We start from the raw sequence: 25,219 nt of genomic DNA, 5'->3' as shown, positions 1-25,219 counted from the left end.
CCGGCAATCACAGCTAAAATGCCTGCCCCACTTTCAGCACCGCCGCGATATTTCTTGCGGCCATCCTGACGTTTTCGCCGGCATTTTCCAGCGCGTCTTCCAGCGAGCAGATGGTGTAGATCACGCTGAACACCGCATCAATGCCGTGATCGTGTACCACGCCAACGTCCGCCGTCAGGCTGCCCGCAATGCCGATAACGGGTTTGTTAAAGCGTTTCGCCACCTTCGCCACCCCCACCGGGACTTTGCCGTGGATCGTCTGGCTGTCAATGCGGCCTTCACCGGTGATCACCAAATCCGCATCGGCCACCTGGTCGGCCAGGTGTAACGCATCGGTCACGATCTCAATGCCCTGGCGCAGCTGCGCGCCGCAAAAGGCGTACAGCGCCGCGCCCATGCCCCCCGCCGCGCCGCCGCCAGCAAGGTTTAGCACATCAATATCCAGGTCCCGGGCAATCACGCTCGCATAGTGCGCAAGCGCGTTGTCCAGGGTGACGATCATCTCGGGTGTGGCCCCCTTCTGCGGGCCAAATACGGCTGACGCGCCGTCCTTCCCGGTAAGCGGATTGGTTACATCGCAGGCCACTTCAATCCGGCATTCCGCCAGACGTCTGTCCAGCCCGCTTAGGTCAATACGCGCGAGTTTTCCCAGCTCGCCCCCGCCCTGCCCAAGAGACTGTTCATTGTCGTCCAGCAGTTTCGCCCCCAGCGCCTGCACCATGCCTGCGCCGCCGTCATTGGTGGCGCTGCCGCCAATGCCAATAATGATATGCTTAACGCCCGCATCCAGCGCGTGACGAATCAGTTCGCCCGTGCCCCAGGAGGTGGTTTTCAGCGGATTACGCAGCGAAGGTGCAACCAATTCCAGGCCGCTTGCCGCCGCCATTTCAATAAAGGCGCTCTGCTTATCTCCGGACAAGCCATAGAACCCCTCCACGCGCTCGCCCAGCGGGCCGGTCACCGGAACATGCACAATGCTTCCCTGCGTTGCTGCGATCATCGCCTCAACCGTCCCTTCGCCACCGTCCGCGACCGGCAGTTTCACATAAACCGCCTCGGGAAAGATCTCGCGAAAACCACGTTCTATCGCTGTCGCAACCTCAAGCGCACTCAAACTTTCCTTATACGAGTCCGGTGCGATAACAATTTTCATAAGCCATCCTTACGCATAGTCGTTACGTTAAGCATACACCACGTAAAAGACCGCTCGTGGGAGCGGTCCCAATGCGTTTATCGTACCATGCACGGACGTTTATTGTCGAATGTCCAGTCCGGGATCAAATACTGCATCGCCATCGCATCGTCGCGCGCGCCCAGACCGTGTTTCTGATACAGCTCATAGGCCTTCATGACCTGATCCATATCCAGCTCAACCCCCAACCCCGGCGTGGAAGGCACCTGCACCATGCCACCTTTAATCTCAAACGGCTGCTTAGTCAGACGCTGATTACCTTCCTGCCAGATCCAGTGGGTGTCGATAGCCGTGATGGTGCCCGGCGCGGCGGCGGCGACGTGCGTGAACATCGCCAGAGAGATATCGAAGTGGTTGTTGGAGTGCGAACCCCAGGTCAGGCCAAACTCATGGCACATCTGCGCCACACGCACCGAGCCCTGCATCGTCCAGAAGTGCGGGTCAGCCAGCGGAATGTCGACTGACTGGAGGGATAAGGTATGCCCCATCTGACGCCAGTCGGTAGCAATCATATTGGTCGCGGTTGGCAGCCCTGTAGCGCGACGGAATTCCGCCATCACTTCACGGCCAGAGAAGCCTTGTTCAGCGCCGCATGGATCTTCCGCATACGCCAGCACGCCTTTCAGCTGCTTGCCGATCGCGATCGCTTCATCAAGCGACCAGGCACCGTTCGGATCCAGCGTCACGCGCGCCTGCGGGAAGCGTTTTGCCAGCGCGGTGATGGCTTCCGCCTCTTCTTCCCCGGCCAGCACGCCGCCCTTCAGTTTAAAATCGTTGAAGCCATATTTCTCGTAAGCGGCTTCCGCCAGGCGCACCACCGCATCAGGGGTCATTGCCTCGTCGTGGCGAAGCCGGTACCAGTCGCACTGTTCTTCGGGCTGGCTCTGGTACGGCAGTGGCGTCAGCTTGCGGTCGCCGACAAAGAACAGATAGCCCAGCATTTCCACTTCGCTGCGCTGCTGCCCCTCGCCCAGCAGCGACGCAACGTTAACGCCCAGATGCTGGCCCAGCAGATCCAGCATCGCGGCTTCAATTCCGGTCACCACGTGGATAGTGGTGCGCAGATCGAAGGTCTGCAGGCCCCGGCCCCCGGCATCGCGATCGGCAAAGGTATTGCGCACGGTGTTGAGGACATTTTTATACGCCCCCAGCGTTTTGCCCACCACCAGCGGAATGGCCTCTTCCAGGGTTTTGCGGATCTTCTCCCCGCCCGGAATTTCGCCCACGCCGGTATGGCCAGCATTGTCTTTGATAATGATAATGTTGCGGGTAAAGAACGGCGCGTGCGCGCCGCTCAGGTTCATCAGCATGCTGTCATGGCCCGCAACCGGAACGATCTGCATGGCGGTGACGACAGGGGTAGAAAAAGTACTCATCATTCAATCCTTTTATCAGTGACGTCCGAAAACAGGGCGCTTACGGTCAAATGTCCAGCCGGGAATAAGGTACTGCATCGGGCCCGCGTCGTTACGCGCGCCGCCCGGCAATTTTTTATACGCCTCATGGGCTTTCTGGATCCGATCCCAGTCCAGCTCCACGCCCAGGCCCGGCGCATCCGGTACGGCAATTTTGCCCTCTGTGATTTCCAGCGGATTTTTCGTCAGGCGGGCTTCCCCTTCCTGCCAAATCCAGTGGGTGTCGATGGCGGTCGGGTTACCCGGCGCTGCGGCGCCAACGTGGGTAAACATCGCCAGCGAAATATCAAAGTGATTGTTCGAGTGACAGCCCCAGGTGAGCCCCCAGTCATCGCACAGCTGGGCCACGCGCACTGCGCCGGAGAGCGTCCAGAAGTGCGGGTCCGCCAGCGGTATGTCGACGGCGTTCAGCATCACCGCGTGCCCCATTTCGCGCCAGTTCGTGGCGATCATATTGGTCGCCACCGGCAGCCCGGTGGCACGACGGAACTCGGCCATCACTTCACGGCCCGAGAAGCCCTGCTCCGCGCCGCAGGGGTCTTCCGCATAGGTCAGAACATCCCCCAGCCCTTTGCACAGGCTAATGGCTTCATCCAGCAGCCATGCGCCGTTCGGATCGACGGTGATCCGTGCATCCGGGAAGCGCCGTTTCAGCGCCCGGGCCGTTTCAATCTCCTGCTCGCCGGGCAGCACGCCGCCCTTCAGCTTGAAATCCTTAAAGCCGTAGCGATCCTGCGCCGCCTCGGCCAGCCGCACCACCGCGTCGCTGGAGAGCGCCTCCTGGTGGCGTAACTGATACCAGTCGTGGTCGCCCGCGGTTCGGGCCAGATAGGGGAGGTCGGTTTTATTGCGATCGCCAACGTAGAACAGATAGCCCAGCACGGTGACTGCATCGCGCTGTTTGCCGGGCCCCAGCAGTTCACAGACCGGGACATTGAGCGCCTTCCCCAGTAAATCAAGCAGAGCCGCTTCCAGGGCGGCAACCGCGTTGACGCGCAGTTCAAACGTCCAGGCACCTTTTCCGAACGTCTCAAAGTCTGCCGACTGATTGCCCTTATGCACCCGCTGAACCACCTTGTTCAGGCGGGCAATCTCCTGCCCCACGACCTGCGGAATGGCATCGACCAGCGTCTGGTAAATCACCTCTCCGCCTGGCGCCTCGCCCACGCCGGTATTTCCTGCGCTGTCTTTCAGCACGACGATATTACGGGTAAACCAGGCGTTATGCGCACCGCCAATATTGAGCAGCATGCTGTCCTGCCCGGCCACCGGGATGACCTTCATCTCCGTGATGGTTGGGCTCGATTGCGTTGTCATCAGCCACGCTCCGCAACAGGTTTAAGTTCGACGCGTTTGATATCCCCCACCAGCACCAGGTAACTCAGGACCGCCACCAGCGCATGCACACCCACGTAGATTAGCGCACCGTTGAACGATCCGGTGGTGCCGACGATGTAGCCGATAGCGATGGGTGTAACAATCCCGGAGATATTGCCGAACATGTTGAACAGACCGCCGCTCAGGCCGCTGATCTCTTTCGGGGCCGTATCCGCCATCACCGCCCAGCCCAGCGCGCCAATGCCTTTGCCGAAGAAGGCCATCGCCATAAAGCCGATAATCATCCACTCGGCATTGACGTAGTTACAAAACACCATGGTCATGGAGAGCAGCATGCCGAGCACGATAGGCGTTTTACGCGCGATGTTCAGGGAACCGGTGCGGCGCATCAGCCAGTCGGAAATGACCCCGCCGAGCACGCCTCCCACGAAGCCGCAGATGGCCGGAACCGAGGCGACAAACCCCGCTTTAAGAATCGACATGCCGCGTGCCTGCACCAGGTAAACCGGGAACCAGGTGATGAAAAAGTAGGTCAAGGCGTTGATACAGTACTGGCCCAGATAGATCCCGATCATCATGCGCGAACCGACGAGCTGCCTGATCTGCACCCATTTCTGGCTGAACGGGACTTTCGCCGTCGAGGATTTCTGATCCATGTTGATCAGCGCGCCGCCTTCTGCGATGTACTCCAGCTCTTTTTTGTTTACGCCAGGATGCTGGTTGGGTTCGTGGATCACTTTCAGCCAGATAAAGCTGATGACGATCCCGAGTCCGCCCATAAAGAAGAACACGTGCGACCAGCCCACCTCATGGGTCAGCCAGCCCATAATGGGCGCAAAGATCACCGTCGCGAAGTACTGTGCGGAGTTGAAAATCGCCACCGCCGTTCCCCTCTCCTGCGCCGGGAACCAGGCCGCCACAATGCGGCTGTTGCCCGGGAAGGAAGGCGCTTCCGCTAACCCCACCAGGAAGCGCAGCGTGAAGAGCGCCACGATAATGCCGAAGCCGCTGAAGATATCGACGAAGCCCTGCAGCAGGGTAAAGGCAGACCAGATAAAGATGGACCAGAAATAGACCCGTTTAGAGCCAAAGCGGTCCAGCAGCCAGCCGCCAGGAATTTGCCCGATGACGTAGGCCCACGAGAAGGCGGAGAAAACGTAACCCATGCCCACGGGATCGAGGCCGATATCTTTTGCCATTTCCGAGCCGGCAATCGACAGCGTGGCGCGGTCACCATAGTTAAAGGACGTGACGATAAACAGCATCACCACTATCCAGTAGCGGGCATTGGTGCGCTTTTCAGCGCTGCTCGCTGCGTGGCTTAATGAACTCATTGTTGCACTCCTGAAACATAGCTTTCGCCTGATTCATTCTGTACAGCACCGGTAGGGTAAGCAGAATGAGATAGATTTTGTCGTTTTGGTACGGCCTGAAGCCGTTTTATCGTGACCGGAAAAGTATATGAAGGAGTGCCTCTTCACCTCACCGTGCAAAAACACAGTATTAAAGGGTGTGAGGGAGGTTGTTTAGGGCATAAGCCCAGAGGAGTGGAAGGTGGTTCACGGAAATGGCGTTTGGGGCGGGGGGTAATGCCGGGTGGCGGCTACGCCTGACCCGGCCTGGAAAACCCGTAGGCCCGCGCAAGCGAAGCGCCGCCGGGCAGCGTGTTATTTGAGAAGTGAGGCCCAGTTCTCCACCCACGGGTTTGATTCGCTTTCTGGCTCCGGGTGCTCACCCGCATCAATCAGCAGCATCTCGCCCACGCGCTGGGCGCTCTGCTCCTGCAGGAGCGCATCGAACTGCTTGCCGCCGCCGCAGAAGTTAGCGTAAGAGCTATCGCCGAGGGCGATGATGCCGTAGTGAACATCTGGCTGATAGCCAAGCTGGTCTTTAATGCCCTGGAACAGCGGCACGATGCTGTCCGGCAGATCGCCCTGCCCGGTGGTGGAGGTCACCACCAGAATGTATTTATCTTTATACTTTTCCCAGTCCGCCAGCTCCGGATCTTCATAGACCGTGGCTTTATGACCCTGGCTTGCCAGAATCGCCTCCGCCTCTTCCGCGACCAGCAGCGAGTTGCCGTACATTGTGCCGACGAAAATGCCTACTTCAGCCATGCTATTTTCCCATAGTGAATGCGCTTACTCTTCATCCTGAACGTTGCCCGATACAAACTCAACCCTTTCATTTTCGGGGAGTTGTCCGAGCCAGCCAAACTGTGACAACGCCTGCATCCAGACGTCGTCCAGCCCCGCGCGGATAGTCAGCGGCTCGCCGGTAAACGGGTGCGTCAGGCTGAGCTCGCTTGCGTGTAACATCAGACGATGGCAGCCAAAGTGCTCGGCCGCGCTGCGGTTCTGGCGCAAATCACCGTGTTTGCTGTCGCCAATAATCGGGTGACGCAGATGCGCAAGATGGCGTCGCAGCTGGTGCTTACGCCCGGTTTTGGGCAGAAGCTCAACCAGGCTGTAGCGTGTGGTCGGAAATTTGCTGGTGGCCACCGGCATTTCCGTCGTCGCCATGCCGCGATAATCCGTCACGGCGGGCTGCGGGCCTTTGTCATCCCGGGCAAATTTATCGGCGATTTTGTCCAGTTCCTCCACCAGCGGGTAGTCTAGGGTGGCGGACTCGGTCAGCCAGCCACGCACGACCGCGTGGTAGCGCTTCTGGATCTGGTGCTGTTCGAACTGCTGCGCCAGCAGACGGCCAGCTTCGCTGGAAAGCCCCATCAGCAGCACGCCGGAGGTCGGCCGGTCGAGGCGATGGGCGGTAAATACATGCTGACCAATCTGGTCGCGAACGGTCTGCATCACCACCACTTTCTCGTCGCGATCCAGCCAGCTGCGGTGCACCAGCCAGCCTGACGGTTTATTCACCGCCACCAGCCACTCGTCCTGATAGAGGATCTCAAGCGTCATGCATCTTCACCGGCAAACAGGGCATCCAGTTTTTCCAGTTCGACCAGCATGACGTCGCGCGCAGGGTGCGTCGCTTCGAGCGCCATTTCATAATAGGGAGAGACAGCAAACGCCTGCGGCAAGGGGTGCCCCCCCTCAAGCAGGGCGTGCATGCGCGGAATTAACACCCACTGCAGCCACTCGAAAGGCGCCAGCGTATCCAGGCAAAAGGGCTGGGTGCTGGCGAACGCTTCTGGCTGCGGCGCGGTCTCCTGCCACAGCTGATGTTGGCGCAAAAGGGCTTCGATGGCGTGCAACTGAGCACGAACGCTATCGTGTTGCGTCATAGTAACCTCAACTGAAAATGTGAACGGCGCGCAGCATAGCATTGCGAAAGGCAGAAATAAAAAAAGGGAGCACTGTAAAAACAGTGCTCCCGGTTCGTTCCGCAGCATTCCAGCTACAATTCGTGCTCCCTGCTCATCCGTGACAACTTTTCCTGAAGCCCGAAGGCCTGGTCATCCGTCTACCTTTCGCATCCTGCACACATCTTCCTGACGTGTTTGTTTCATCCTGAAACGTCCTGGCCTTCCTGACCCACCGACCATCCTGACCGGCTCTCGTTCTCCTTCCTGGAGGTGTCCCTTACGCATCCTGCGTTATCCACTTTGCTTCATCCTGAAGCCTTCCTGCAGCGCCATCCTGACGAGTCCTGTGTGAGAAACGCCATCATCCTGATGTTCGTTTCTCGTGTCGGCTTCCTGTCGACGGAGATAGAATCCGCTATTCCGCTTCGTCTTACAACCCACTCAGCCAGCGTTGTAAGACGCCGGGACTCCCTAAAAATAATAGGATGAACAACTAATCCATTGAAAAATAGAGTGATATTAATCTGAATTTAATGAGGTAATACTGAATGTTCCAGCGATCTCTCACAAACCTTGTAAGAGATCTCTCACACGCGCTGTAGCAGCATGGATTACAGAAGGGGCTCAAGTCGGGTGAGGAAATCCGCAAGAGAGGGGGCGAGAGTCTCGCGATTGCGGGTACCGATAGTCTCTTTAATCACTTCACCTGACAGATTACAGACGGAGATAACGTCCAGCTCGCTGTCCAGCGTGGCGATAAAGAGCGTCGGAGAAAGCTTAAGGCGTTTTTGCGTGACCAGATGACCGATCAGGTTTTCCTGAACACGCTGCAGATCGTCTTCGCTCCAGGTCTGCAACAGCGTCAGCGTCATGTCCGCAAAGCGCGCAGGCATATCCCCTGCAAACTGCGTGGCATAAAACGCATGAACCGCTGGTTGTACCACAATGTCCATTGCCCGTTCAACCGCATTTACATTCTGCTCGCCGGTATTCGGCTTCGGCTGCCAGATCACGTAATCATCAAGCGAAGAGATAATGCATGGCGAGGGGACGCCATATAAATCAGCACTTTGCGGCCACGTGCCCTGCTTTTCATGCCATGCATCGCAGTAGCGGGTCGTAAAGGTAGTGAGGGCATTTGCAGTTTCGATGTCCACCGATTTCTCTCTTCTTGTCAGACAGGATAAACTCAGGCCATAAGTGTACCTGTAAAGTGGCTATGAAACATGTCTTACGAAAATCATCAGGCGTTAACCGGCTTAACGCTGGGTAAATCGACCGATTACCGCGATACCTACGATGCAAGCCTGCTGCAGGGCGTGCCGCGTAGCCTGAACCGCGATCCTCTGGGACTGCACGCGGACGCCCTGCCGTTCGTGGGGGGCGATATCTGGACGCTGTACGAACTCTCGTGGCTCAACGCGCGCGGCCTGCCGCAGGTGGCGGTGGGTCACGTTGAGCTGGACTACGCCAGCGTGAATCTCGTCGAGTCGAAAAGCTTTAAGCTCTATCTCAACAGCTTTAACCAGACCAAATTCAACAGCTGGGACGACGTTCAGCACACCCTGGAACGTGATTTAAGCGCCTGCGCGCTGGGAAAGGTGAGCGTCTCACTCTATCGCCTGCACGAGCTGGAAGGCCAGCCGGTCGCCCACTTCAACGGAACCTGCATCGACGATCAGGACATCGAGGTGGAGAATTATGAATTCAGCGCGGACTACCTCGAAAACGCGGCGAGCGGCAAGGTGGTCGAAGAGACGCTGGTCAGCCATCTGCTGAAATCCAACTGCCTGATCACGCATCAGCCGGACTGGGGCTCGGTGCAGATCCAGTACCGCGGCTCGAAAATTGACCGGGAAAAGCTGCTGCGCTACCTGGTGTCGTTCCGCCATCACAATGAATTCCACGAGCAGTGCGTGGAGCGCATTTTTAGCGATATTCAGCGCTTCTGCCAGCCAGAAAAATTGAGCGTTTACGCGCGCTACACCCGCCGCGGCGGTCTGGACATTAACCCGTGGCGCACCAATACCGATTTTGTGCCGGCGACGGGCCGGCTGGTGCGTCAGTAATATAAATATTTTCACAATATGCGCGGTATCTTCCGCGCTTTAGGTTGTGAAACGTCACGGGCCAGGGCTATTGTAATCAACAGGGAAAGACGATAATCGTCCCGTAAGGAGCTCACTTGATTACACATATTAGCCCGCTTGGCTCAATGGATATGTTGTCGCAGCTGGAAGTGGACATGCTTAAACGCACGGCCAGCAGCGATCTTTATCAACTGTTTCGTAACTGTTCACTTGCCGTTCTGAACTCCGGAAGCCTGACAGATAACAGTAAAGAACTGCTGTCCCGCTTCGAAAGCTTTGATATCAACGTGCTGCGCCGCGAGCGTGGCGTGAAGCTTGAAGTCATCAACCCGCCGGAAGAGGCGTTTGTCGACGGACGCATCATTCGATCACTTCAGGCTAACCTGTTTGCCGTGCTGCGTGACATCCTGTTTGTTAACGGGCAGATCCACAACGCAGGCCGTTTCCAGCATCTCGATCTGGAAAGCTCGGTCCATATCACCAACCTGGTGTTCTCCATTTTGCGCAACGCCCGTGCCCTGCACGTGGGTGAAGCGCCGAACATGGTTGTCTGCTGGGGCGGTCACTCCATTAACGAAACCGAATACCTTTATGCGCGTCGGGTGGGCACCCAGCTTGGCCTGCGCGAACTCAATATCTGTACCGGGTGTGGTCCGGGTGCGATGGAAGCGCCAATGAAAGGTGCCGCAGTGGGTCACGCGCAGCAGCGCTACAAAGAGGGACGGTTTATCGGTATGACCGAGCCGTCCATCATCGCCGCTGAGCCACCTAACCCGCTGGTTAACGAACTGATTATCATGCCGGATATCGAGAAACGTCTTGAAGCGTTTGTCCGTATCGCCCACGGCATCATCATCTTCCCGGGCGGCGTGGGGACAGCGGAAGAGCTGCTCTATCTGCTGGGTATTCTGATGAACCCGGCCAACAAAGATCAGGTTCTGCCGCTGATCCTGACCGGACCAAAAGAGAGCGCCGACTACTTCCGCGTGCTGGACGAGTTTATCGTGCACACGCTGGGTGAAGCCGCGCGTCGTCACTATCGCATCATCATCGACGATGCTGCGGAAGTGGCGCGCCAGATGAAAAAAGCGATGCCGCTGGTGAAAGAGAACCGTCGCGATACCGGGGATGCCTACAGCTTTAACTGGTCAATCCGCATTGCACCGGATCTGCAGATCCCGTTCGAGCCTTCACACGAGAACATGGCGAACCTGAAACTCTACCCGGATCAGCCGGTGGAAGTCCTGGCCGCCGATCTGCGTCGCGCCTTCTCCGGGATTGTGGCGGGCAACGTCAAAGAGGTCGGTATCCGCGCCATTGAGCAGTACGGTCCGTACAAGATCCACGGCGATCCGGAGATGATGCGCCGTATGGATGACATGCTTCAGGGCTTTGTCGCCCAGCACCGCATGAAGCTGCCGGGCTCTGCCTATATTCCTTGCTACGAAATCTGCACCTGACGCTTAGCGATATCTCATCAAAGCCGGGTCGCCCTGTTGCGCGTCCCGGCTTTTTTTATTCCTGATGTAATTCATAGGCATCACTTATATCTTTTACAAAGTTGTCACATACGCAAACGATTACCTGCATTTTGCAACCGTAAATTATCAGCCTTAATCCAAATTACCTGCCAGAAAATACTAAAAACCCATTTCTTTACAGAGAAAGACACCTATATCACGGGGCGGTCTTTCAGCGCACATGTCGTTGGTGGTAGCCTTCGCGCCCGTAAATTCTCTTTGATGTTTTTTTAACAGATAAATGGTCTAAAGATGCCCACATCATAAGTGGATTATTGCATTTGAGATCACGATCACTGATAGATTCATAACTAGAATGTATCTTTCCGCCCGCCAATAGTTACGGGCAAAAATTATTAAAAAACCGTCACTGAACGAATTTCATATTACCGTCAGGCACTTTTTCATCGGATTTGACTAAAAACCTGACAATTCGCTTCCTCCAGGAGATACAGATGGAAACCACTCAAACCAGCACCGTTGCTTCGATTGAATCCCGAAGTGGTTGGCGCAAAACGGATACCATGTGGATGCTTGGCCTTTACGGCACAGCAATCGGCGCTGGTGTACTGTTCCTTCCTATCAACGCAGGCGTCGGCGGTCTGATCCCGCTGATCATTATGGCTATCATTGCTTTCCCGATGACCTTCTTTGCACATCGCGGTCTGACCCGCTTCGTGCTGTCCGGTAAAAACCCGGGTGAAGACATCACTGAAGTGGTTGAAGAGCATTTCGGCGTGGGCGCAGGTAAACTGATTACCCTGCTCTACTTCTTCGCGATTTACCCTATCCTGCTGGTTTACAGCGTGGCGATCACCAACACCGTTGAAAGCTTCATGCTGCACCAGCTGCATATGACGCCGCCACCGCGTGCCATCCTGTCTCTGATCCTGATTGTCGGCATGATGACCATCGTGCGCTTCGGCGAGCAGATGATTGTGAAAGCGATGAGCGTACTGGTGTTCCCGTTTGTGGCCGCACTGATGCTGCTGGCCTGCTACCTGATCCCACAGTGGAACGGTGCAGCGCTGGAAACCCTGTCCCTGAGCAGCGCGTCTGCGACCGGTAACGGCCTGCTGATGACCCTGTGGCTGGCGATCCCGGTAATGGTCTTCTCCTTCAACCACTCTCCTATCATCTCCTCTTTCGCCGTGGCGAAACGTGAAGAGTACGGTAATGGTGCAGAGAAGAAGTGCTCCAGCATTCTGGCACGCGCTCACATCATGATGGTGCTGACCGTTATGTTCTTCGTCTTCAGCTGCGTACTGAGCCTCTCCCCGGCGGACCTGGCGGCAGCGAAAGAGCAGAACATCTCAATTCTGTCTTACCTGGCGAACCACTTTAACGCACCGCTGATTGCGTGGATGGCACCGATCATCGCGATGATCGCCATCACCAAATCCTTCCTGGGCCACTACCTCGGCGCACGTGAAGGCTTCAACGGTATGGTGATTAAATCTCTGCGCGGTAAAGGCAAGAGCATTGAAATCAACAAGCTGAACAAAATCACTGCACTGTTCATGCTGCTCACCACCTGGGCGGTAGCGACGCTGAACCCAAGCATCCTGGGCATGATTGAAACCCTGGGCGGCCCGGTCATCGCGATGATTCTGTTCCTGATGCCGATGTACGCGATTCAGAAAGTCCCGGCTATGCGTAAGTACAGCGGTCATGTCAGCAACGTCTTTGTGGTTATCATGGGGCTTATCGCTATCTCTGCGATCTTCTACTCCCTGTACACCATGTTCTGATTCTCACCCGCGCCGTCCCCGGACGGCGCACTCCCTCCTCTCTGACTGAAAGCAATGGACGCATCATGATTAGCGTATTCGATATTTTCAAAATCGGTATTGGTCCTTCCAGCTCTCACACCGTCGGACCGATGAAAGCCGGTAAGCAGTTCACGGATGACTTGATTGCACGCGGCATCTTGCACGACATCACCCGCGTGGTTGTCGATGTATACGGCTCGCTTTCCCTGACCGGGAAAGGCCACCACACCGATATCGCCATTATCATGGGCCTGGCGGGAAACCTGCCGGACACCGTTGATATTGATGCGATCCCTGGCTTTATCCAGGACGTGAACACCCACGGGCGCCTGCTGCTGGCGAACGGCGAGCATGAGGTTGAATTCCCGGTTGACCATTGCATGAATTTCCATGCGGACAACCTGTCGCTGCACGAAAACGGTATGCGCATCACCGCGCTGGCCGGCGACAAAGCGATATACAGCCAGACTTATTACTCTATCGGCGGCGGTTTTATCGTCGACGAAGACCACTTTGGTCAAACCAGTACTTCCTCTGTCGAGGTGCCGTATCCGTACAAAACGGCGGCAGACCTCCAGCGCCACTGCCAGGAGACGGGCCTTTCCCTCTCCGGTCTGATGATGAAAAACGAGCTGGCGCTGCACAGCAAAGAGGAGCTGGAACAGCACTTCGCTAACGTCTGGGATGTGATGCGCGGCGGTATTGAGCGCGGGATCACCACCGAAGGCGTTCTGCCGGGCAAGCTTCGCGTACCGCGTCGTGCGGCAGCGCTGCGCCGTATGCTGGTGAGCACCGACAAAACGACAACGGACCCGATGGCCGTGGTGGACTGGATCAACATGTTTGCCCTGGCGGTAAACGAAGAAAACGCCGCAGGGGGCCGTGTGGTCACCGCGCCGACTAATGGTGCCTGCGGCATCGTTCCGGCGGTACTGGCGTACTACGACAAGTTTATCCGTGAAGTGAATGCGAACTCGCTGGCGCGCTACCTGCTGGTGGCCAGTGCGATTGGTTCTCTGTATAAGATGAACGCCTCCATTTCCGGTGCGGAAGTGGGCTGTCAGGGTGAAGTCGGCGTGGCGTGCTCCATGGCGGCAGCGGGTCTGGCGGAGCTCTTGGGCGCAAGCCCGGCGCAGGTGTGCATTGCTGCGGAAATCGGCATGGAACACAACCTGGGGCTGACCTGTGACCCGGTTGCTGGCCAGGTACAGGTTCCGTGCATCGAGCGTAATGCGATTGCCTCCGTGAAGGCGGTGAACGCGGCGCGTATGGCGCTGCGCCGCACCAGCGAACCGCGCGTCTGTCTCGATAAGGTTATCGAGACCATGTACGAAACCGGTAAAGATATGAACGCCAAATACCGCGAAACCTCTCGCGGCGGCCTGGCGATGAAGATCGTAACCTGCGATTAAGCCTCTCAGGAAGCCTCGTTTTGCGAGGCTTCTTCCTGTTTTCCCCACCATTCATAGTTTCATGCTGCTGACAGTGTTACCCTTCTTGCATTAGATAGAAGGGAGATTATCTGTGGCCGTTCATTTACTTATCGTCGATGCACTTAACCTGATTCGCCGTATCCATGCGGTACAGGGGACGCCTTGTAAAGACACCTGCCTGCACGCGCTGGAACAGCTTATCCGCCATAGTGAACCCACCCATGCGGTCGCGGTATTTGATGACGAAGCTCGCAATACGGGCTGGCGGCACCAGCGTCTGCCCGACTACAAAGCCGGACGCGCACCGATGCCGGACGATCTTCACGCCGAATTGCCCATGCTGCGCGCCGCATTTGAACAGCGGGGCGTCCCCTGCTGGGGCGCACAGGGAAATGAAGCCGACGATCTCGCGGCTACCCTGGCCGTAAAGGTGGCGAGTGCCGGGCATCAGGCCACGATCGTTTCTACAGACAAAGGCTACTGCCAGCTGCTCTCCCCCACTATCCGTATTCGCGACTATTTTCAAAAACGCTGGCTGGACGCGCCGTTTATTGCCAGCGAGTTTGGCGTATCGCCAGAGCAACTGCCGGATTACTGGGGCCTGGCTGGCATCAGCAGTTCTAAAGTTCCGGGAGTGGCCGGGATTGGGCCGAAGAGCGCCGCGCAGTTGCTGACCGATTTTCAGAGTCTGGAAGGCATTTACGCCCGTCTGGACGAGGTGCCAGAAAAATGGCGCAAGAAGCTGGAGGCGCATAAAGAGATGGCGTTTATCTGCCGGGAAATCGCAACGCTCCAGACGGATTTACAGCTGGACGGGAATTTACAGCAGTTAAGGTTAGAACGTTAAAGCGACGACACGGTTTTGAAAGCCCGGTAAGCGCAGCGCCACCGGGCAAAACAAAGCACGTATTAGCGCTCGTCGCGACGCCCGCCTACGGCTGCCCACCAGCGACGAATATGCACCGTCACCTCTTCGCGGTCGTGATACAGCTGACGCGCCTGGATCTCCACGTTAATCCCATGCTCGTCCATCTGCTCCTGAATGTAGGCCAGGTTCTGCGACACCTCCTCATAGCGCTTTTTCATCGGCAGCTTGAGGTTGAAAATGGTCTCGCGACACCAGCCGTTTACCAGCCAGGAGGCCATCAGCGCGGCCACTTTCGCCGGTTTCTCAACCATGTCGCACACCATCCATGAGATGTTGTTACGGTTCGGGCGATAGCGGAAGCCGTCTTCACGCAGCCAGGTGACCTGCCCGGTGTCCATCAGGCTTTGCGCCATTGGGCCGTTATCAACAGACGATACCCACATGTTGCGTTTCACCAGCTGATAGGTCCAGCCGCCCGGGCACGCGCCGAGATCGACGGCGTACATGCCATTTGCCAGACGCTCATCCCATTCATCCGCCGGGATAAAGACGTGGAACGCCTCTTCCAGCTTGAGCGTGGAACGGCTTGGCGCATCGGCCGGGAAGCGCAGACGCGGGATGCCCATAAAGAAAGGAGAGTTGTTGGTGGTGTACGAATAGCCCGTATAGCAGCAGCCCGGTGCGATAAAGAAGATATGCACCACCGGACGCTTCGGCGTTTCGTAGTTCGTCAGCACGCCCGCATCACGCAACGCCGCACGCAGCGGAACGGTGAACTTACGGCAGAATTTCATCAACTCTTTACTTTCGTTGGTATCCGCCACTTCAACGCGCAGATCGCCGCCCTTCTCCACCACGCCCTGCAGCATGCCGACAATGGGGGTGATGCGGTCTTCCGGGGGAAGATCCTTCAGCAGCTCACCCGCGACAAACATCTGGCGCGCAAAGATCAGCGAGCTGAACGGCAGCTCGCGTGCCAGCTTATCCGCATCTTCAGGCTGATAGCATTCAAAAACCACGTAACCCGCGTTTTCTTTTACGCGAGCAAAGCCGAAGATTTCGCGCTTCGCCGCTTTATCGGTAATTTCCGCGGCGCACTCTTTCTCAAACCCCGGGCGACAATATAAAACAACCTTATTCATGAACAACGCCCTTGCGTTTCAGACGGATAGCTCCGATAAACATTAATACCCAACCCGCCAGGAAGCTGACGCCGCCGACAGGTGTAACAAACGCCCACAGGCGTAAATGCGAAAGTGCCAGACAGTAGAGGCTGCCGCTAAAAAGCACCGTGCCCAGCGCCAGGAAGACGCTGCTCCAGTAAAACCAGATGCTGATACGGCGCTGCATCGCCACCGCCAGCCCAAAGATCGCCAGCGTATGGAACGCCTGATATTCAAGGCCGGTCTGGATCCAGCCCATCTCTACAGCGCCCAACGACTTGCTTAAGACATGTGCGCCGAAGGCGCCCAGTGCAACAAAAATAAAGCCACTCACCGCGGCAAAAATCAGCATGAATCGGCTGGTCATGTTTAAGTCCTGAATTAATGCGTGCCCGGCACACAAACGTTATTGTTCATACCTGAAGCGGAATTTTTCTTGCTCGCTTGCCGCTTTCGCCAGTATCCACTGCCGGAAGGCGGCTATTTTACCCAGTTCTGCCTGACTGTCATGACAAACCAGATAAAACGCATTCTTGCTGACCAGTACATCATTAAAAGGGCAGACCAGGCGACCTGCCTCAATTTCGGACTGCGCCATGACGTTGTTCGCCAACGCCACGCCCTGCCCGTGAATGGCAGCCTGTAACACCATCGCACTGTGGCTAAAGATGGGTCCCTGCTGCACGTTTATATGAGTAAGACCTAATTGACGGGTATAAGTTTGCCAGTCGCGTCGAGAGGCATCATGTAAAAGCGTATGCTGCGCCAGGTCAGCGGGGGACTTCAGCGCCTTGTCGCCCGTTAACAGCAGGGGAGAACAGACCGGCAGGAGATATTCTGCGTATAATTTCTCAACACGCAAGCCCGGCCAGTTACCGCGACCATAAAAAATCGCGACATCCACGTCATCGGCCAGCTTGTCTTCCTGACGATCCACGGCCTGGATTCGAACGTCTATCCCCGGATAAGCTGAGTTAAAGCTTGAGAGTCTTGGCACCAGCCACTGAATGGCAAAACTGGGCAATAAACTGACAGTCAGGGCACCTTTTGCACTGCGGGCCTGTAGCTTACGCGTGGCTTCAGTGAGCTGCGAAAAAATCTCTTTAATATCCTGAAAATAGCTCTGCCCCTCTTCGGTCAACAGCAACGAGCGGTTGCGTCGACGAAACAGCTTAAGGCCCAGAAAATCCTCCAGAGACTTGATTTGGTGACTTACTGCGGCCTGTGTCACAAAAAGCTCATCGGCTGCGCGGGTGAAGCTCAGGTGACGTGCTGCTGCATCAAAAACACGTAATGCGTTGAGGGGGGGCAATCGCTTTGACATGGTTATCTGGCTTAGATGTTAACGGAATTTAACAAATAGGAAACAACGTTTAACCTATTAGTTTTTTTTATCTGAGCCATTATAATTTGTCCGTTGAGGAACTACCAGCAAATACCTATAGTGGCGGCACTTCCTGAGCCGGAACGAAGAGCTTTTTTCGGAATGCGTGTTCTGAAGGGCTTTTGGCTTACGGTTGTGATGTTGTGTTGTTGTGTTTGCAATTGGTCTGCGATTCAGACCACGGTAGCAACGCTACCAATTTTTCACTTCCTGTACATTTACCCTGTCTGTCCATAGTGATTAATGTAGCACCGCCAATTTGCGGTGCTTTTTTTTCGCCTGCGATCGGTTAATGCTCGATCTCTTTCATCTCTTTCACGTCCGTGCGGTTGATCTGCTGCTTGTTCCCGTTAGCATCTTTGTACGAAATCATCCCGGTATCGTTATCGGTTGTCGGTTTCCCTTCCGAAACGATGGAACGACCATCGTTGGTGTGCATCACGTAGTTGTTACCGGAACAGGCGCTCAGGGCAAAAGTAAACGCACAGGCAGAGATGATTGCAGCTGTCTTATTCATGATTATTCTCCTTTAGCAATTAATGCTATTCAAACCTCGATTTATAACAGGCTAAAACATCCGCCTAACACTATTTAGCATAACCTGCTTTTTTGGGGTCATCAGGATAAGCAGACAATTCCGATAGATATCAACCTCCTTGCCCTGCCGCTGAAATTGCGCGACGATCGTGATATTGAAATGAGGAATCCCATGAACGCTTTCAGTCCTGCGCAGTTCCGCGCACAGTTTCCGGCGCTGGCCGATGCCGGTATTTATCTGGACAGTGCCGCCACCGCCCTCAAGCCACAGGCGGTCATTGACGCCACGCAGCAGTTCTACAGCCTGAGCGCCGGGAACGTGCATCGCAGCCAGTTTGCCGAAGCGCAGCGATTAACCGCGCGCTATGAAGCTGCGCGCGATCGGGTTGCGCACCTGATCAATGCCGAAAGCGGGAAGAGCATCGTCTGGACGCGCGGCACCACCGAGGCCATCAATATGGTGGCCCAGAGCTATGCGCGCCCGCTACTTCAGCCGGGCGATGAGATTGTCGTCAGCGAGGCGGAACATCACGCCAACCTGGTGCCGTGGCTGATGGTGGCCGAACAAACGGGTGCACGCGTGGTGAAGCTTCCGCTTGGCGCAGACCTTCTGCCCGATGTGGCCCGTCTCCCCGAGTTGATTACCCCCCGCAGCCGCATTCTGGCGCTCGGACAGATGTCCAACGTTACCGGTGGTTGCCCAGACCTGGCTCAGGCTATTCGGATAGCCCATGCCAGCGGGATGGTGGTGATGGTCGACGGCGCGCAGGGCGTGGTGCACTTCCCGGCCGACGTACAGGCGCTGGATATCGACTTCTATGCCTTCTCAGGGCACAAGCTCTACGGACCAACCGGTATAGGGGCGTTGTACGGCAAGCCGGAACTGCTGGCAAAAATGACGCCGTGGCTCGGGGGCGGCAAGATGATCACCGAAGTGACTTTTGACGGTTTCAAAACGCAGGATGTGCCTTACCGCCTGGAAGCCGGTACGCCGAACGTGGCGGGTGTCATTGGCCTAAGCGCGGCGCTGGAGTGGCTGGAAGAAACAGACGTTGTTCAGGCTGAAAGCTGGAGCCGGGGACTGGCGACGCTGGCAGAGGAAGAACTGAAGAAGCGCCCGGGTTTCCGCTCGTTCCGCGTTCAGGACTCAAGCCTGCTCGCCTTTGATTTTACGGGCGTGCATCACAGTGACATGGTGACGCTGCTGGCCGGGTATGGCATCGCCCTGCGCGCCGGGCAGCACTGCGCGCAGCCGCTGCTGGCGGCGCTCGGCGTGAGCGGTACGCTGCGTGCCTCGTTCGCGCCCTATAACACACAAAGCGATGTTGACGCGCTGGTCGCTGCCGTTGACCGCGCGCTTGAAATACTGGTGGATTAATGACTCACGCTGCTTTAGCCGGACATCCGTTTGGCACCGTCATCACTGAAGAGACGTTAAAACAGACCTTTGCCCCGCTTTCACAGTGGGAAGATAAATATCGCCAGCTGATTCTTCTTGGTAAGCAATTACCGACCCTCTCTGACGATCTCAAGGCGCAGGCGAAAGAGATCGCTGGCTGTGAAAACCGCGTCTGGCTGGGCGTAAGCGTGTCCGGCGAGAAACTGCACTTCTTCGGCGACAGCGAAGGCCGCATCGTTCGGGGTCTGCTGGCCGTATTGTTGACGGCAGTGGAAGGGAAAAGCGCGGCGGAACTGCTGGCGCACTCGCCGCTGGCGTTATTTGATGAGCTGGGGCTGCGCGCGCAGCTCAGCGCCTCGCGCGGTCAGGGGTTGATCGCGCTCAGCGACGCGGTACTGGACGCCGCCCGTCAGGCTCAGGCCTGACGTTCCGCCTTCGCCATCATCTTCTTCAGGGCGTGAGACACCGCCACAAAGCCGAAGGAAGCGGTCACCATGGTGGCCGCGCCAAAGCCTGAGGCACAATCCATTCTTTTTGGCCCTTCCGCCGTGCTTTTCATCGCACACACGGAGCCATCCGCCTGCGGGTAGACCAGCGCTTCGGTCGAGAACACGCAGTCAACGCCCAGCTTGCCTTTGCTGTTTTTCACAACATTAAAGTCGCTTTTCAGGCGTTCACGCAACTTGGCGGCAAGAGGATCCTGAATGGTTTTCGCCAGATCGGCCACCTGGATCTGCGTCGGATCGATTTGCCCGCCCGCGCCGCCGGTCGTCACCAGTGGGACCTTGTAACGACGACAGTATGCGATCAGCGCGGCTTTTGGACGCACGCTGTCGATGGCGTCAATCACATAGCTGTAGCCTTTGCTCATGTACTCCGCGACGTTATCTGCCGTCACAAAGTCGTCGATCACCGTCACGCGGCACTCCGGGTTGATCAAACGGATGCGCTCCGCCATGACCTCAGATTTTGCCAGGCCGACGTTATCACGCAGGGCGTGGATTTGACGGTTGGTGTTGGTGACGCACACGTCATCCATATCAATCAGCGTGATTGCGCCAATACCGGTTCTCGCCAGCGCTTCTGCGGCCCACGACCCCACACCACCAATGCCCACGACGCAGACATGCGCATCCGCAAACAGCTGCAGGGCTTTTTCACCATAGAGACGTGCCGTGCCGCCAAAACGCTGGCGCCAGGCATCGCTGATTACCACAGACATAACACCTCAGATGTAAAAAGGGTGAGGTTCTCCTCACCCTGAACAGTAATCCGTATTGCGCTCAGAATACCACAATCAGCCGCTGAATACGTTTCCGGCACCCGGTGCGGCCTTCAGTACCCACACGCGTCCGTAGTGGTTATACCAGCCTGCACGGTGGCCTGCATCCGGGCCAATGCCCTGATAGATATCGAAGTGCTGGCCTTTGATCGCGCCGCCGACGTCCAGCGCCACCATCAGACGCAGCTCATACTGGCCGTTGAACTTGCCGTTGTTGTCCAGCAGCGGGACCTCTGCCAGCAGCGTGGTGCCCGCAGGAATAATCGAACGATCCGATGCCACCGACGCACGGCCAATCAGCGGTACCGCGCTCGCCCCTTTCACCGGCGCGAAGTTTTGCGGTTTAAAGAAGACGAACGACGGGTTCTGCTCCAGCAGCTCACGCACCTCGGCCTCGCTGTGCTTTTCGCCCCACTCGCGGATCGCCTGCATCGACATGTCTTCTTTCTTCACTTCGCCGCGGTCGATCAGCACCTTGCCAATACTGCGATAGGCGTGGCCGTTTTTACCGGAATAGCTGAAGAAGTTAAGCGGTGAACCGTCGCCAAAATCAATATAGCCGCTGCCCTGAACGTCCATGATGAAGTTATCCATCAGCGAGTTGCTGTAGGCCAGAACGTAATTTTCACTCAGCGCACCGGCGTAAATTTCGGCACGCGACGGCAGACGACCGCGTTTAGGCGGCATACGGTAGATAGGGTACTGGAATTCGCCCTGACGCGTGTGTCGCGCCTGGATAACCGGGGTGTAGTAGCCGGTAAACTGAACGTTGCCGTAGTTATCGGCCCCTTCCATCTGCCAGGCGTCGATACCAAACTGGCGCATGTTGCGCGTATCGCCGCCCGCCCGCAGCCAGTCCTGTACCGCGCTATAAACGTTATTCTGTGCGCTATATAAACGCGGTGACGCGTTGCGGATCTGGTAGACCTGCTCGGAGAAATCACCGGCATTAATCGGTGCGCCGACAGCATCAGGCTGATTAACTAAAGAGAAAGGCTGGGATAACTTCCCGTCTTTATACTGTTGACCGCGATCGGTCGGTTTGGAAGAACAGGCCGCAAGAATCGCTACCATTGCGCCCGCCATCAGATACTTCGCCCAACGTCCTTTCATTCTGTCTCGTCTTTAAGTTGCCCATTTCCGCGTGATGAAGATAACAAACCGCCAGGGCTAATGAAATGCGATCGCATGCCCTTTGGCAAATTTTGCGCAAAAAATAGTCCAAACAGCGCCATGTCGTTCAATTTGCATACAAAATCATGATAAATGTGAAAAAGGGGTTGCATCACAAACCTATCCGAGTATAGTGCGCATCCACGGACGCGGGGTGGAGCAGCCTGGTAGCTCGTCGGGCTCATAACCCGAAGGTCGTCGGTTCAAATCCGGCCCCCGCAACCAATTAAAATTTGATGAAGTATCTTCTACGACAGTAGAAAGACGGACGCGGGGTGGAGCAGCCTGGTAGCTCGTCGGGCTCATAACCCGAAGGTCGTCGGTTCAAATCCGGCCCCCGCAACCAATCAAATTTGAAGAAGTAAGCTTCTACAAGAGTAGAAAGACGGACGCGGGGTGGAGCAGCCTGGTAGCTCGTCGGGCTCATAACCCGAAGGTCGTCGGTTCAAATCCGGCCCCCGCAACCAACACTTCTAAAACAATAAACACCCTTAAGGGTGTTTTTTTGTATCTGTCGTTTGTGAATTTGCCGGGCGTAAACCCGGCCAAAAGATCTACCCGCGCCGCGCCAGCGTCGCCCCGTCAGAGAAATACGCACGAATCCCTGCCAGAATCGACTCCGCCACTTCCTGCTGGAATTTTGCCGTCTTGAGCTTACGCTCCTCTTCCACGTTACTGATAAACGCGGTTTCAACGAGGATGGACGGGATATCCGGCGCCTTGAGTACCGCAAATCCGGCCTGTTCAACGCTGTTCTTATGCAGCTTATTGATGTTGCCCAGCTTGCCCAGCACCGCTTTACCAAACTTCAGGCTGTCGTTAATGGTCAGCGACTGCACCATATCGAACATGGTGTGGTCGACGTAGCGATCGCCGCTTTTGCTCACGCCACCGATCAGATCCGAGGCGTTCTGAGTGTCCGCCAGGTATCTCGCGGCGGTACTGGTTGCGCCTTTGGTTGAGAGCGCAAACACCGACGAGCCGCTTGGCTGACGGCTGGTAAACGCATCCGCATGGATTGAGACGAACAAATCTGCGCGCTGCTTCTGCGCTTTCGCCACCCGGACCTTCAGCGGAATAAAGACGTCTTCATTACGCGTCATATAGGCGCGCATATTGCCTTCTTTATCAATCAACGCCTTCAGACGACGGGCAATTTGCAGGACCACGTCTTTTTCACGCGTGCGGTATTTCCCCACCGCACCGGAGTCTTCGCCGCCGTGGCCTGGATCGAGCATGATCACAATCGGACGATCGCGCCCTGCTTTCCCCGGCTGCGGACCGCTTTGCGCCGGCGGAACCTGACGCTGCAGATCGCCCTTGTTGTAGTCCTCCAGCAGAGCGAGAAGCGGATCCTGAATATCCGTCGCATTGGCCGGGTAGAGATCCATGACCAGGCGCTCTTTGAACGTCGCGACAGGCGCCAGGGCAAACAGCTGCGGCTTCACGTTCTGCTTCAGTTCAAACACCATGCGCACGGTTTGCGGATCGAACTGCCCGACGCGCGCCGATTTAATAAACGGATCGTCGCCGCGGATCTGCGCCGCCATCCCTTTCAGCACGGAGTTGAGATTAACGCCTTCGAGATCCACCACCACACGTTCCGGGTTGCTGAGGGCAAATTGCTTATATTTCAGCACGCGATTGGATTCGACCGTCACGCGCGTATAGGTCGACGATGGCCAGACGCGCACCGCCACGACCTGACTGGTGGCGGCAAGACCGACCTGACTGACGCTAAGCAACCACATTGCCCCGGCCCCTTTTAACAAACGGCGGCGGCTTATTGCTGAATTGGATCCCGACATGCTTCTCCCGAGCAAGAACACTGACTGATATACAAAATGTCCAGATTGACCGAAAACTTTAACGAATGACGCATAAACTGTCATCTATAAAAGGGTAAACAATCATACGCTAACGCACGGATTACTTATCATTTTCTGTGGGTCGCGGAAAATTTGCGCTTGCACACGCGGCCACAATCGAATAAAAATACAGAAATTACGAATAAACATTCATTAAGGGTTGTGCCATGGTGAAGGAACGTAGAACCGAACTGGTCCAGGGATTCCGCCATTCTGTTCCCTATATCAACGCCCATCGGGGAAAAACGTTTGTCATCATGCTTGGCGGCGAAGCCATCGAGCATGAAAATTTTTCCAGCATCGTCAATGACATTGGCCTGCTGCACAGCCTGGGGATCCGCCTGGTGGTGGTCTATGGCGCGCGCCCGCAGATCGACGCCAACCTGGCCGCTCACCACCACGAGCCGATTTACCACAAGCATACCCGCGTCACGGATGCCAAAACACTTGAGCTGGTGAAGCAGGCGGCAGGCCTGCTGCAGCTGGATATTACCGCTCGCCTGTCCATGAGCCTGAACAACACGCCGCTGCAGGGCGCGCATATCAATGTCGTGAGCGGCAACTTCATCATTGCCCAGCCGCTCGGCGTGGACGATGGCGTGGATTACTGCCACAGCGGCCGCATTCGTCGTATTGATGAAGAAGCCATACACCGCCAGCTGGACAGCGGAGCCATCGTCCTGATGGGCCCGGTCGCCGTTTCTGTGACCGGCGAAAGCTTTAACCTCACCTCAGAAGAGATCGCCACGCAGCTGGCGATCAAGCTGAAGGCGGAAAAAATGATTGGGTTCTGCTCCTCCCAGGGCGTCGTGAACGATGAAGGAACGATCGTGCCGGAACTCTTCCCGAATGAAGCCCAGGCCCGCGTGGAGGCGCTGGAAGCCGAAGGCGATTACTACTCCGGCACCGTCCGCTTCCTGCGTGGCGCCGTGAAGGCCTGCCGCAGCGGCGTGCGCCGTAGCCACCTGATCAGCTATCAGGAAGATGGCGCCCTGCTGCAGGAGTTGTTCTCCCGCGACGGTATTGGTACGCAGATTGTCATGGAGAGCGCGGAGCAGATACGCCGCGCCACCATCAACGATATCGGCGGTATTCTGGAACTGATCCGCCCGCTGGAACAGCAGGGTATTCTGGTGCGTCGTTCACGCGAGCAGCTGGAGATGGAGATCGACAAATTCACCATTATTCAGCGCGATAACCTGACCATTGCCTGCGCCGCGCTTTATCCGTTCCCGGAAGAGAAGATCGGTGAAATGGCCTGCGTGGCGGTGCATCCTGATTACCGCAGCTCTTCACGCGGTGAAATGCTGCTTGAGCGCGTGGCGGCACAGGCGCGCCAGATGGGGCTGAGCAAGCTGTTCGTCCTGACGACGCGCAGCATTCACTGGTTCCAGGAGCGCGGCTTCACGCCGGTGGATATTGATTCCCTGCCGGAAACGAAGAAAGAGATGTACAACTATCAGCGCCGTTCAAAAGTGCTGATGGCGGACCTGGGATGATACGACGCCCTCACCGTGCGG

Annotated in this window: 23 protein-coding genes and 3 tRNA genes; 11 read left to right on the top strand and 15 right to left on the bottom strand. The window is 56.5% G+C overall.

Annotated elements, in window-relative coordinates; translation table 11 throughout:
- Window positions 1-13: 13 nt before the first annotated feature.
- The 8 genes from ACMGGE_RS21300 to syd form a co-directional block, all read right to left on the bottom strand.
- Window positions 14-1,153 carry a glycerate kinase gene (locus ACMGGE_RS21300; RefSeq protein WP_420294127.1) on the bottom strand — a complete coding sequence of 380 codons (1,140 nt, stop codon included), beginning with the start codon at window positions 1,151-1,153 and terminating at the stop codon, window positions 14-16.
- 77 nt (window positions 1,154-1,230) lie between these two features.
- Entirely contained in the window at window positions 1,231-2,571 is a 1,341-nt protein-coding gene (gene gudD / locus ACMGGE_RS21295) for a glucarate dehydratase (RefSeq protein ID WP_420294126.1), read from the bottom strand.
- A 12-nt stretch (window positions 2,572-2,583) separates the two neighbouring features.
- Complete coding sequence (locus tag ACMGGE_RS21290; protein ID WP_045908469.1) at window positions 2,584-3,924, bottom strand: enolase C-terminal domain-like protein; 1,341 nt, start codon at window positions 3,922-3,924, stop codon at window positions 2,584-2,586.
- Window positions 3,924-5,279: a galactarate/glucarate/glycerate transporter GudP gene (gene gudP, locus ACMGGE_RS21285; protein WP_196365335.1), complete on the bottom strand. Its 1,356-nt coding sequence runs from the start codon at window positions 5,277-5,279 to the stop codon at window positions 3,924-3,926. The genes ACMGGE_RS21290 and gudP overlap by 1 nt, the downstream gene beginning before the upstream one ends.
- Before the next feature lie 333 nt (window positions 5,280-5,612).
- Entirely contained in the window at window positions 5,613-6,062 is a 450-nt protein-coding gene (locus ACMGGE_RS21280) for a flavodoxin (RefSeq protein WP_023294459.1), read from the bottom strand.
- Between the two features lie 24 nt (window positions 6,063-6,086).
- Window positions 6,087-6,863, bottom strand: coding sequence for a tRNA pseudouridine(65) synthase TruC (truC, locus tag ACMGGE_RS21275; protein WP_045908468.1), 777 nt, complete (start codon window positions 6,861-6,863; stop codon window positions 6,087-6,089).
- Window positions 6,860-7,189, bottom strand: coding sequence for a YqcC family protein (locus ACMGGE_RS21270; RefSeq protein ID WP_023309024.1), 330 nt, complete (start codon window positions 7,187-7,189; stop codon window positions 6,860-6,862). The genes truC and ACMGGE_RS21270 overlap by 4 nt, the downstream gene beginning before the upstream one ends.
- A gap of 632 nt (window positions 7,190-7,821) precedes the next feature.
- Window positions 7,822-8,367, bottom strand: coding sequence for a SecY-interacting protein (gene syd, locus ACMGGE_RS21265; protein WP_045908467.1), 546 nt, complete (start codon window positions 8,365-8,367; stop codon window positions 7,822-7,824).
- Window positions 8,368-8,436: 69 nt separating this feature from the next.
- Between syd and queF the strand changes: the two genes are divergently transcribed.
- The 5 genes from queF to xni all read left to right on the top strand — a co-directional run bounded on the left by queF (window position 8,437) and on the right by xni (window position 14,872).
- Window positions 8,437-9,279: an NADPH-dependent 7-cyano-7-deazaguanine reductase QueF gene (queF, locus tag ACMGGE_RS21260; protein WP_420294125.1), complete on the top strand. Its 843-nt coding sequence runs from the start codon at window positions 8,437-8,439 to the stop codon at window positions 9,277-9,279.
- 116 nt (window positions 9,280-9,395) lie between these two features.
- Window positions 9,396-10,760, top strand: coding sequence for a nucleotide 5'-monophosphate nucleosidase PpnN (gene ppnN / locus ACMGGE_RS21255; protein ID WP_008499641.1), 1,365 nt, complete (start codon window positions 9,396-9,398; stop codon window positions 10,758-10,760).
- A 515-nt stretch (window positions 10,761-11,275) separates the two neighbouring features.
- Window positions 11,276-12,571, top strand: a complete 1,296-nt coding sequence (locus ACMGGE_RS21250; RefSeq protein ID WP_008499642.1) for an HAAAP family serine/threonine permease — start codon at window positions 11,276-11,278, stop codon at window positions 12,569-12,571.
- A 65-nt stretch (window positions 12,572-12,636) separates the two neighbouring features.
- Window positions 12,637-14,004 carry an L-serine ammonia-lyase gene (locus ACMGGE_RS21245; RefSeq protein WP_420294124.1) on the top strand — a complete coding sequence of 456 codons (1,368 nt, stop codon included), beginning with the start codon at window positions 12,637-12,639 and terminating at the stop codon, window positions 14,002-14,004.
- Between the two features lie 112 nt (window positions 14,005-14,116).
- Window positions 14,117-14,872, top strand: a complete 756-nt coding sequence (xni, locus tag ACMGGE_RS21240; protein ID WP_021241892.1) for a flap endonuclease Xni — start codon at window positions 14,117-14,119, stop codon at window positions 14,870-14,872.
- 62 nt (window positions 14,873-14,934) lie between these two features.
- Here xni and rlmM read toward each other — a convergent pair whose 3' ends face one another.
- The 4 genes from rlmM to ACMGGE_RS21220 all read right to left on the bottom strand — a co-directional run bounded on the left by rlmM (window position 14,935) and on the right by ACMGGE_RS21220 (window position 17,957).
- Complete coding sequence (rlmM, locus tag ACMGGE_RS21235; protein WP_048029185.1) at window positions 14,935-16,035, bottom strand: 23S rRNA (cytidine(2498)-2'-O)-methyltransferase RlmM; 1,101 nt, start codon at window positions 16,033-16,035, stop codon at window positions 14,935-14,937.
- Window positions 16,028-16,423, bottom strand: coding sequence for a DUF423 domain-containing protein (locus ACMGGE_RS21230; RefSeq protein WP_008499646.1), 396 nt, complete (start codon window positions 16,421-16,423; stop codon window positions 16,028-16,030). The genes rlmM and ACMGGE_RS21230 overlap by 8 nt, the downstream gene beginning before the upstream one ends.
- Before the next feature lie 39 nt (window positions 16,424-16,462).
- On the bottom strand, window positions 16,463-17,380 hold the full coding sequence (gene gcvA, locus ACMGGE_RS21225) for a glycine cleavage system transcriptional regulator GcvA (RefSeq protein ID WP_008499647.1): 918 nt from the start codon (window positions 17,378-17,380) through the stop codon (window positions 16,463-16,465).
- 349 nt (window positions 17,381-17,729) lie between these two features.
- Window positions 17,730-17,957, bottom strand: coding sequence for a YgdI/YgdR family lipoprotein (locus ACMGGE_RS21220; RefSeq protein WP_008499648.1), 228 nt, complete (start codon window positions 17,955-17,957; stop codon window positions 17,730-17,732).
- 192 nt (window positions 17,958-18,149) lie between these two features.
- Here ACMGGE_RS21220 and csdA point away from each other — a divergent pair, with 192 nt between their 5' ends.
- Window positions 18,150-19,355 (top strand): cysteine desulfurase CsdA, encoded by a 1,206-nt coding sequence (gene csdA / locus ACMGGE_RS21215; protein ID WP_262752588.1) that lies wholly within the window; start codon window positions 18,150-18,152, stop codon window positions 19,353-19,355.
- Window positions 19,355-19,801 carry a cysteine desulfurase sulfur acceptor subunit CsdE gene (gene csdE / locus ACMGGE_RS21210; RefSeq protein WP_045908462.1) on the top strand — a complete coding sequence of 149 codons (447 nt, stop codon included), beginning with the start codon at window positions 19,355-19,357 and terminating at the stop codon, window positions 19,799-19,801. Before csdA ends, csdE begins: the two co-directional genes overlap by 1 nt.
- Here the strand turns inward: csdE and tcdA are convergent.
- The gene (tcdA, locus tag ACMGGE_RS21205; protein WP_006811804.1) at window positions 19,792-20,598 is read right to left on the bottom strand and encodes a tRNA cyclic N6-threonylcarbamoyladenosine(37) synthase TcdA; all 807 of its coding nucleotides are present in this window, start codon (window positions 20,596-20,598) and stop codon (window positions 19,792-19,794) included. The two genes, csdE and tcdA, sit on opposite strands and share 10 nt — an antisense overlap.
- Before the next feature lie 75 nt (window positions 20,599-20,673).
- Window positions 20,674-21,771, bottom strand: a complete 1,098-nt coding sequence (mltA, locus tag ACMGGE_RS21200; RefSeq protein WP_021241890.1) for a murein transglycosylase A — start codon at window positions 21,769-21,771, stop codon at window positions 20,674-20,676.
- Window positions 21,772-21,979: 208 nt separating this feature from the next.
- Here mltA and ACMGGE_RS21195 point away from each other — a divergent pair.
- The 3 genes from ACMGGE_RS21195 to ACMGGE_RS21185 all read left to right on the top strand — a co-directional run bounded on the left by ACMGGE_RS21195 (window position 21,980) and on the right by ACMGGE_RS21185 (window position 22,298).
- A tRNA-Met gene (locus ACMGGE_RS21195) sits at window positions 21,980-22,056 on the top strand.
- Window positions 22,057-22,100: 44 nt separating this feature from the next.
- Window positions 22,101-22,177: transfer RNA gene (locus ACMGGE_RS21190), tRNA-Met, on the top strand.
- A 44-nt stretch (window positions 22,178-22,221) separates the two neighbouring features.
- Window positions 22,222-22,298 (top strand) — tRNA-Met (locus ACMGGE_RS21185).
- A gap of 87 nt (window positions 22,299-22,385) precedes the next feature.
- Here the strand turns inward: ACMGGE_RS21185 and amiC are convergent.
- A complete protein-coding gene (amiC, locus tag ACMGGE_RS21180; protein WP_021242006.1) occupies window positions 22,386-23,639 on the bottom strand; it encodes an N-acetylmuramoyl-L-alanine amidase AmiC in 1,254 nt (417 codons plus the stop codon).
- 227 nt (window positions 23,640-23,866) lie between these two features.
- Between amiC and argA the strand changes: the two genes are divergently transcribed.
- Window positions 23,867-25,198: an amino-acid N-acetyltransferase gene (gene argA, locus ACMGGE_RS21175; protein ID WP_023294467.1), complete on the top strand. Its 1,332-nt coding sequence runs from the start codon at window positions 23,867-23,869 to the stop codon at window positions 25,196-25,198.
- The last annotated feature ends 21 nt before the right edge of the window (window positions 25,199-25,219 follow it).

It is taken from the genome of Enterobacter sp. BNK-22, assembly GCF_048684805.1.
Classification (GTDB): Bacteria; Pseudomonadota; Gammaproteobacteria; order Enterobacterales; family Enterobacteriaceae; genus Enterobacter; species Enterobacter quasiroggenkampii.
Note: the sequence above shows the minus strand (reverse complement) of the source record. Positions and strands in the feature narration are given on the sequence as shown.

Coding starts and splice junctions, on each gene's coding strand:
- tcdA (WP_006811804.1), bottom strand. CDS start 20,598: ATGTCTGTGGTAATCAGCGATGCCTGGCGCCAGCGTTTTGGCGGCACG.
- ACMGGE_RS21220 (WP_008499648.1), bottom strand. CDS start 17,957: ATGAATAAGACAGCTGCAATCATCTCTGCCTGTGCGTTTACTTTTGCC.
- ACMGGE_RS21250 (WP_008499642.1), top strand. CDS start 11,276: ATGGAAACCACTCAAACCAGCACCGTTGCTTCGATTGAATCCCGAAGT.
- ACMGGE_RS21280 (WP_023294459.1), bottom strand. CDS start 6,062: ATGGCTGAAGTAGGCATTTTCGTCGGCACAATGTACGGCAACTCGCTG.
- csdA (WP_262752588.1), top strand. CDS start 18,150: ATGAACGCTTTCAGTCCTGCGCAGTTCCGCGCACAGTTTCCGGCGCTG.
- queF (WP_420294125.1), top strand. CDS start 8,437: ATGTCTTACGAAAATCATCAGGCGTTAACCGGCTTAACGCTGGGTAAA.
- ACMGGE_RS21245 (WP_420294124.1), top strand. CDS start 12,637: ATGATTAGCGTATTCGATATTTTCAAAATCGGTATTGGTCCTTCCAGC.
- ACMGGE_RS21230 (WP_008499646.1), bottom strand. CDS start 16,423: ATGACCAGCCGATTCATGCTGATTTTTGCCGCGGTGAGTGGCTTTATT.
- gudD (WP_420294126.1), bottom strand. CDS start 2,571: ATGATGAGTACTTTTTCTACCCCTGTCGTCACCGCCATGCAGATCGTT.
- ACMGGE_RS21290 (WP_045908469.1), bottom strand. CDS start 3,924: ATGACAACGCAATCGAGCCCAACCATCACGGAGATGAAGGTCATCCCG.
- truC (WP_045908468.1), bottom strand. CDS start 6,863: ATGACGCTTGAGATCCTCTATCAGGACGAGTGGCTGGTGGCGGTGAAT.
- ACMGGE_RS21300 (WP_420294127.1), bottom strand. CDS start 1,153: ATGAAAATTGTTATCGCACCGGACTCGTATAAGGAAAGTTTGAGTGCG.
- gudP (WP_196365335.1), bottom strand. CDS start 5,279: ATGAGTTCATTAAGCCACGCAGCGAGCAGCGCTGAAAAGCGCACCAAT.
- ACMGGE_RS21270 (WP_023309024.1), bottom strand. CDS start 7,189: ATGACGCAACACGATAGCGTTCGTGCTCAGTTGCACGCCATCGAAGCC.
- gcvA (WP_008499647.1), bottom strand. CDS start 17,380: ATGTCAAAGCGATTGCCCCCCCTCAACGCATTACGTGTTTTTGATGCA.
- amiC (WP_021242006.1), bottom strand. CDS start 23,639: ATGTCGGGATCCAATTCAGCAATAAGCCGCCGCCGTTTGTTAAAAGGG.
- mltA (WP_021241890.1), bottom strand. CDS start 21,771: ATGAAAGGACGTTGGGCGAAGTATCTGATGGCGGGCGCAATGGTAGCG.
- csdE (WP_045908462.1), top strand. CDS start 19,355: ATGACTCACGCTGCTTTAGCCGGACATCCGTTTGGCACCGTCATCACT.
- rlmM (WP_048029185.1), bottom strand. CDS start 16,035: ATGAATAAGGTTGTTTTATATTGTCGCCCGGGGTTTGAGAAAGAGTGC.
- argA (WP_023294467.1), top strand. CDS start 23,867: ATGGTGAAGGAACGTAGAACCGAACTGGTCCAGGGATTCCGCCATTCT.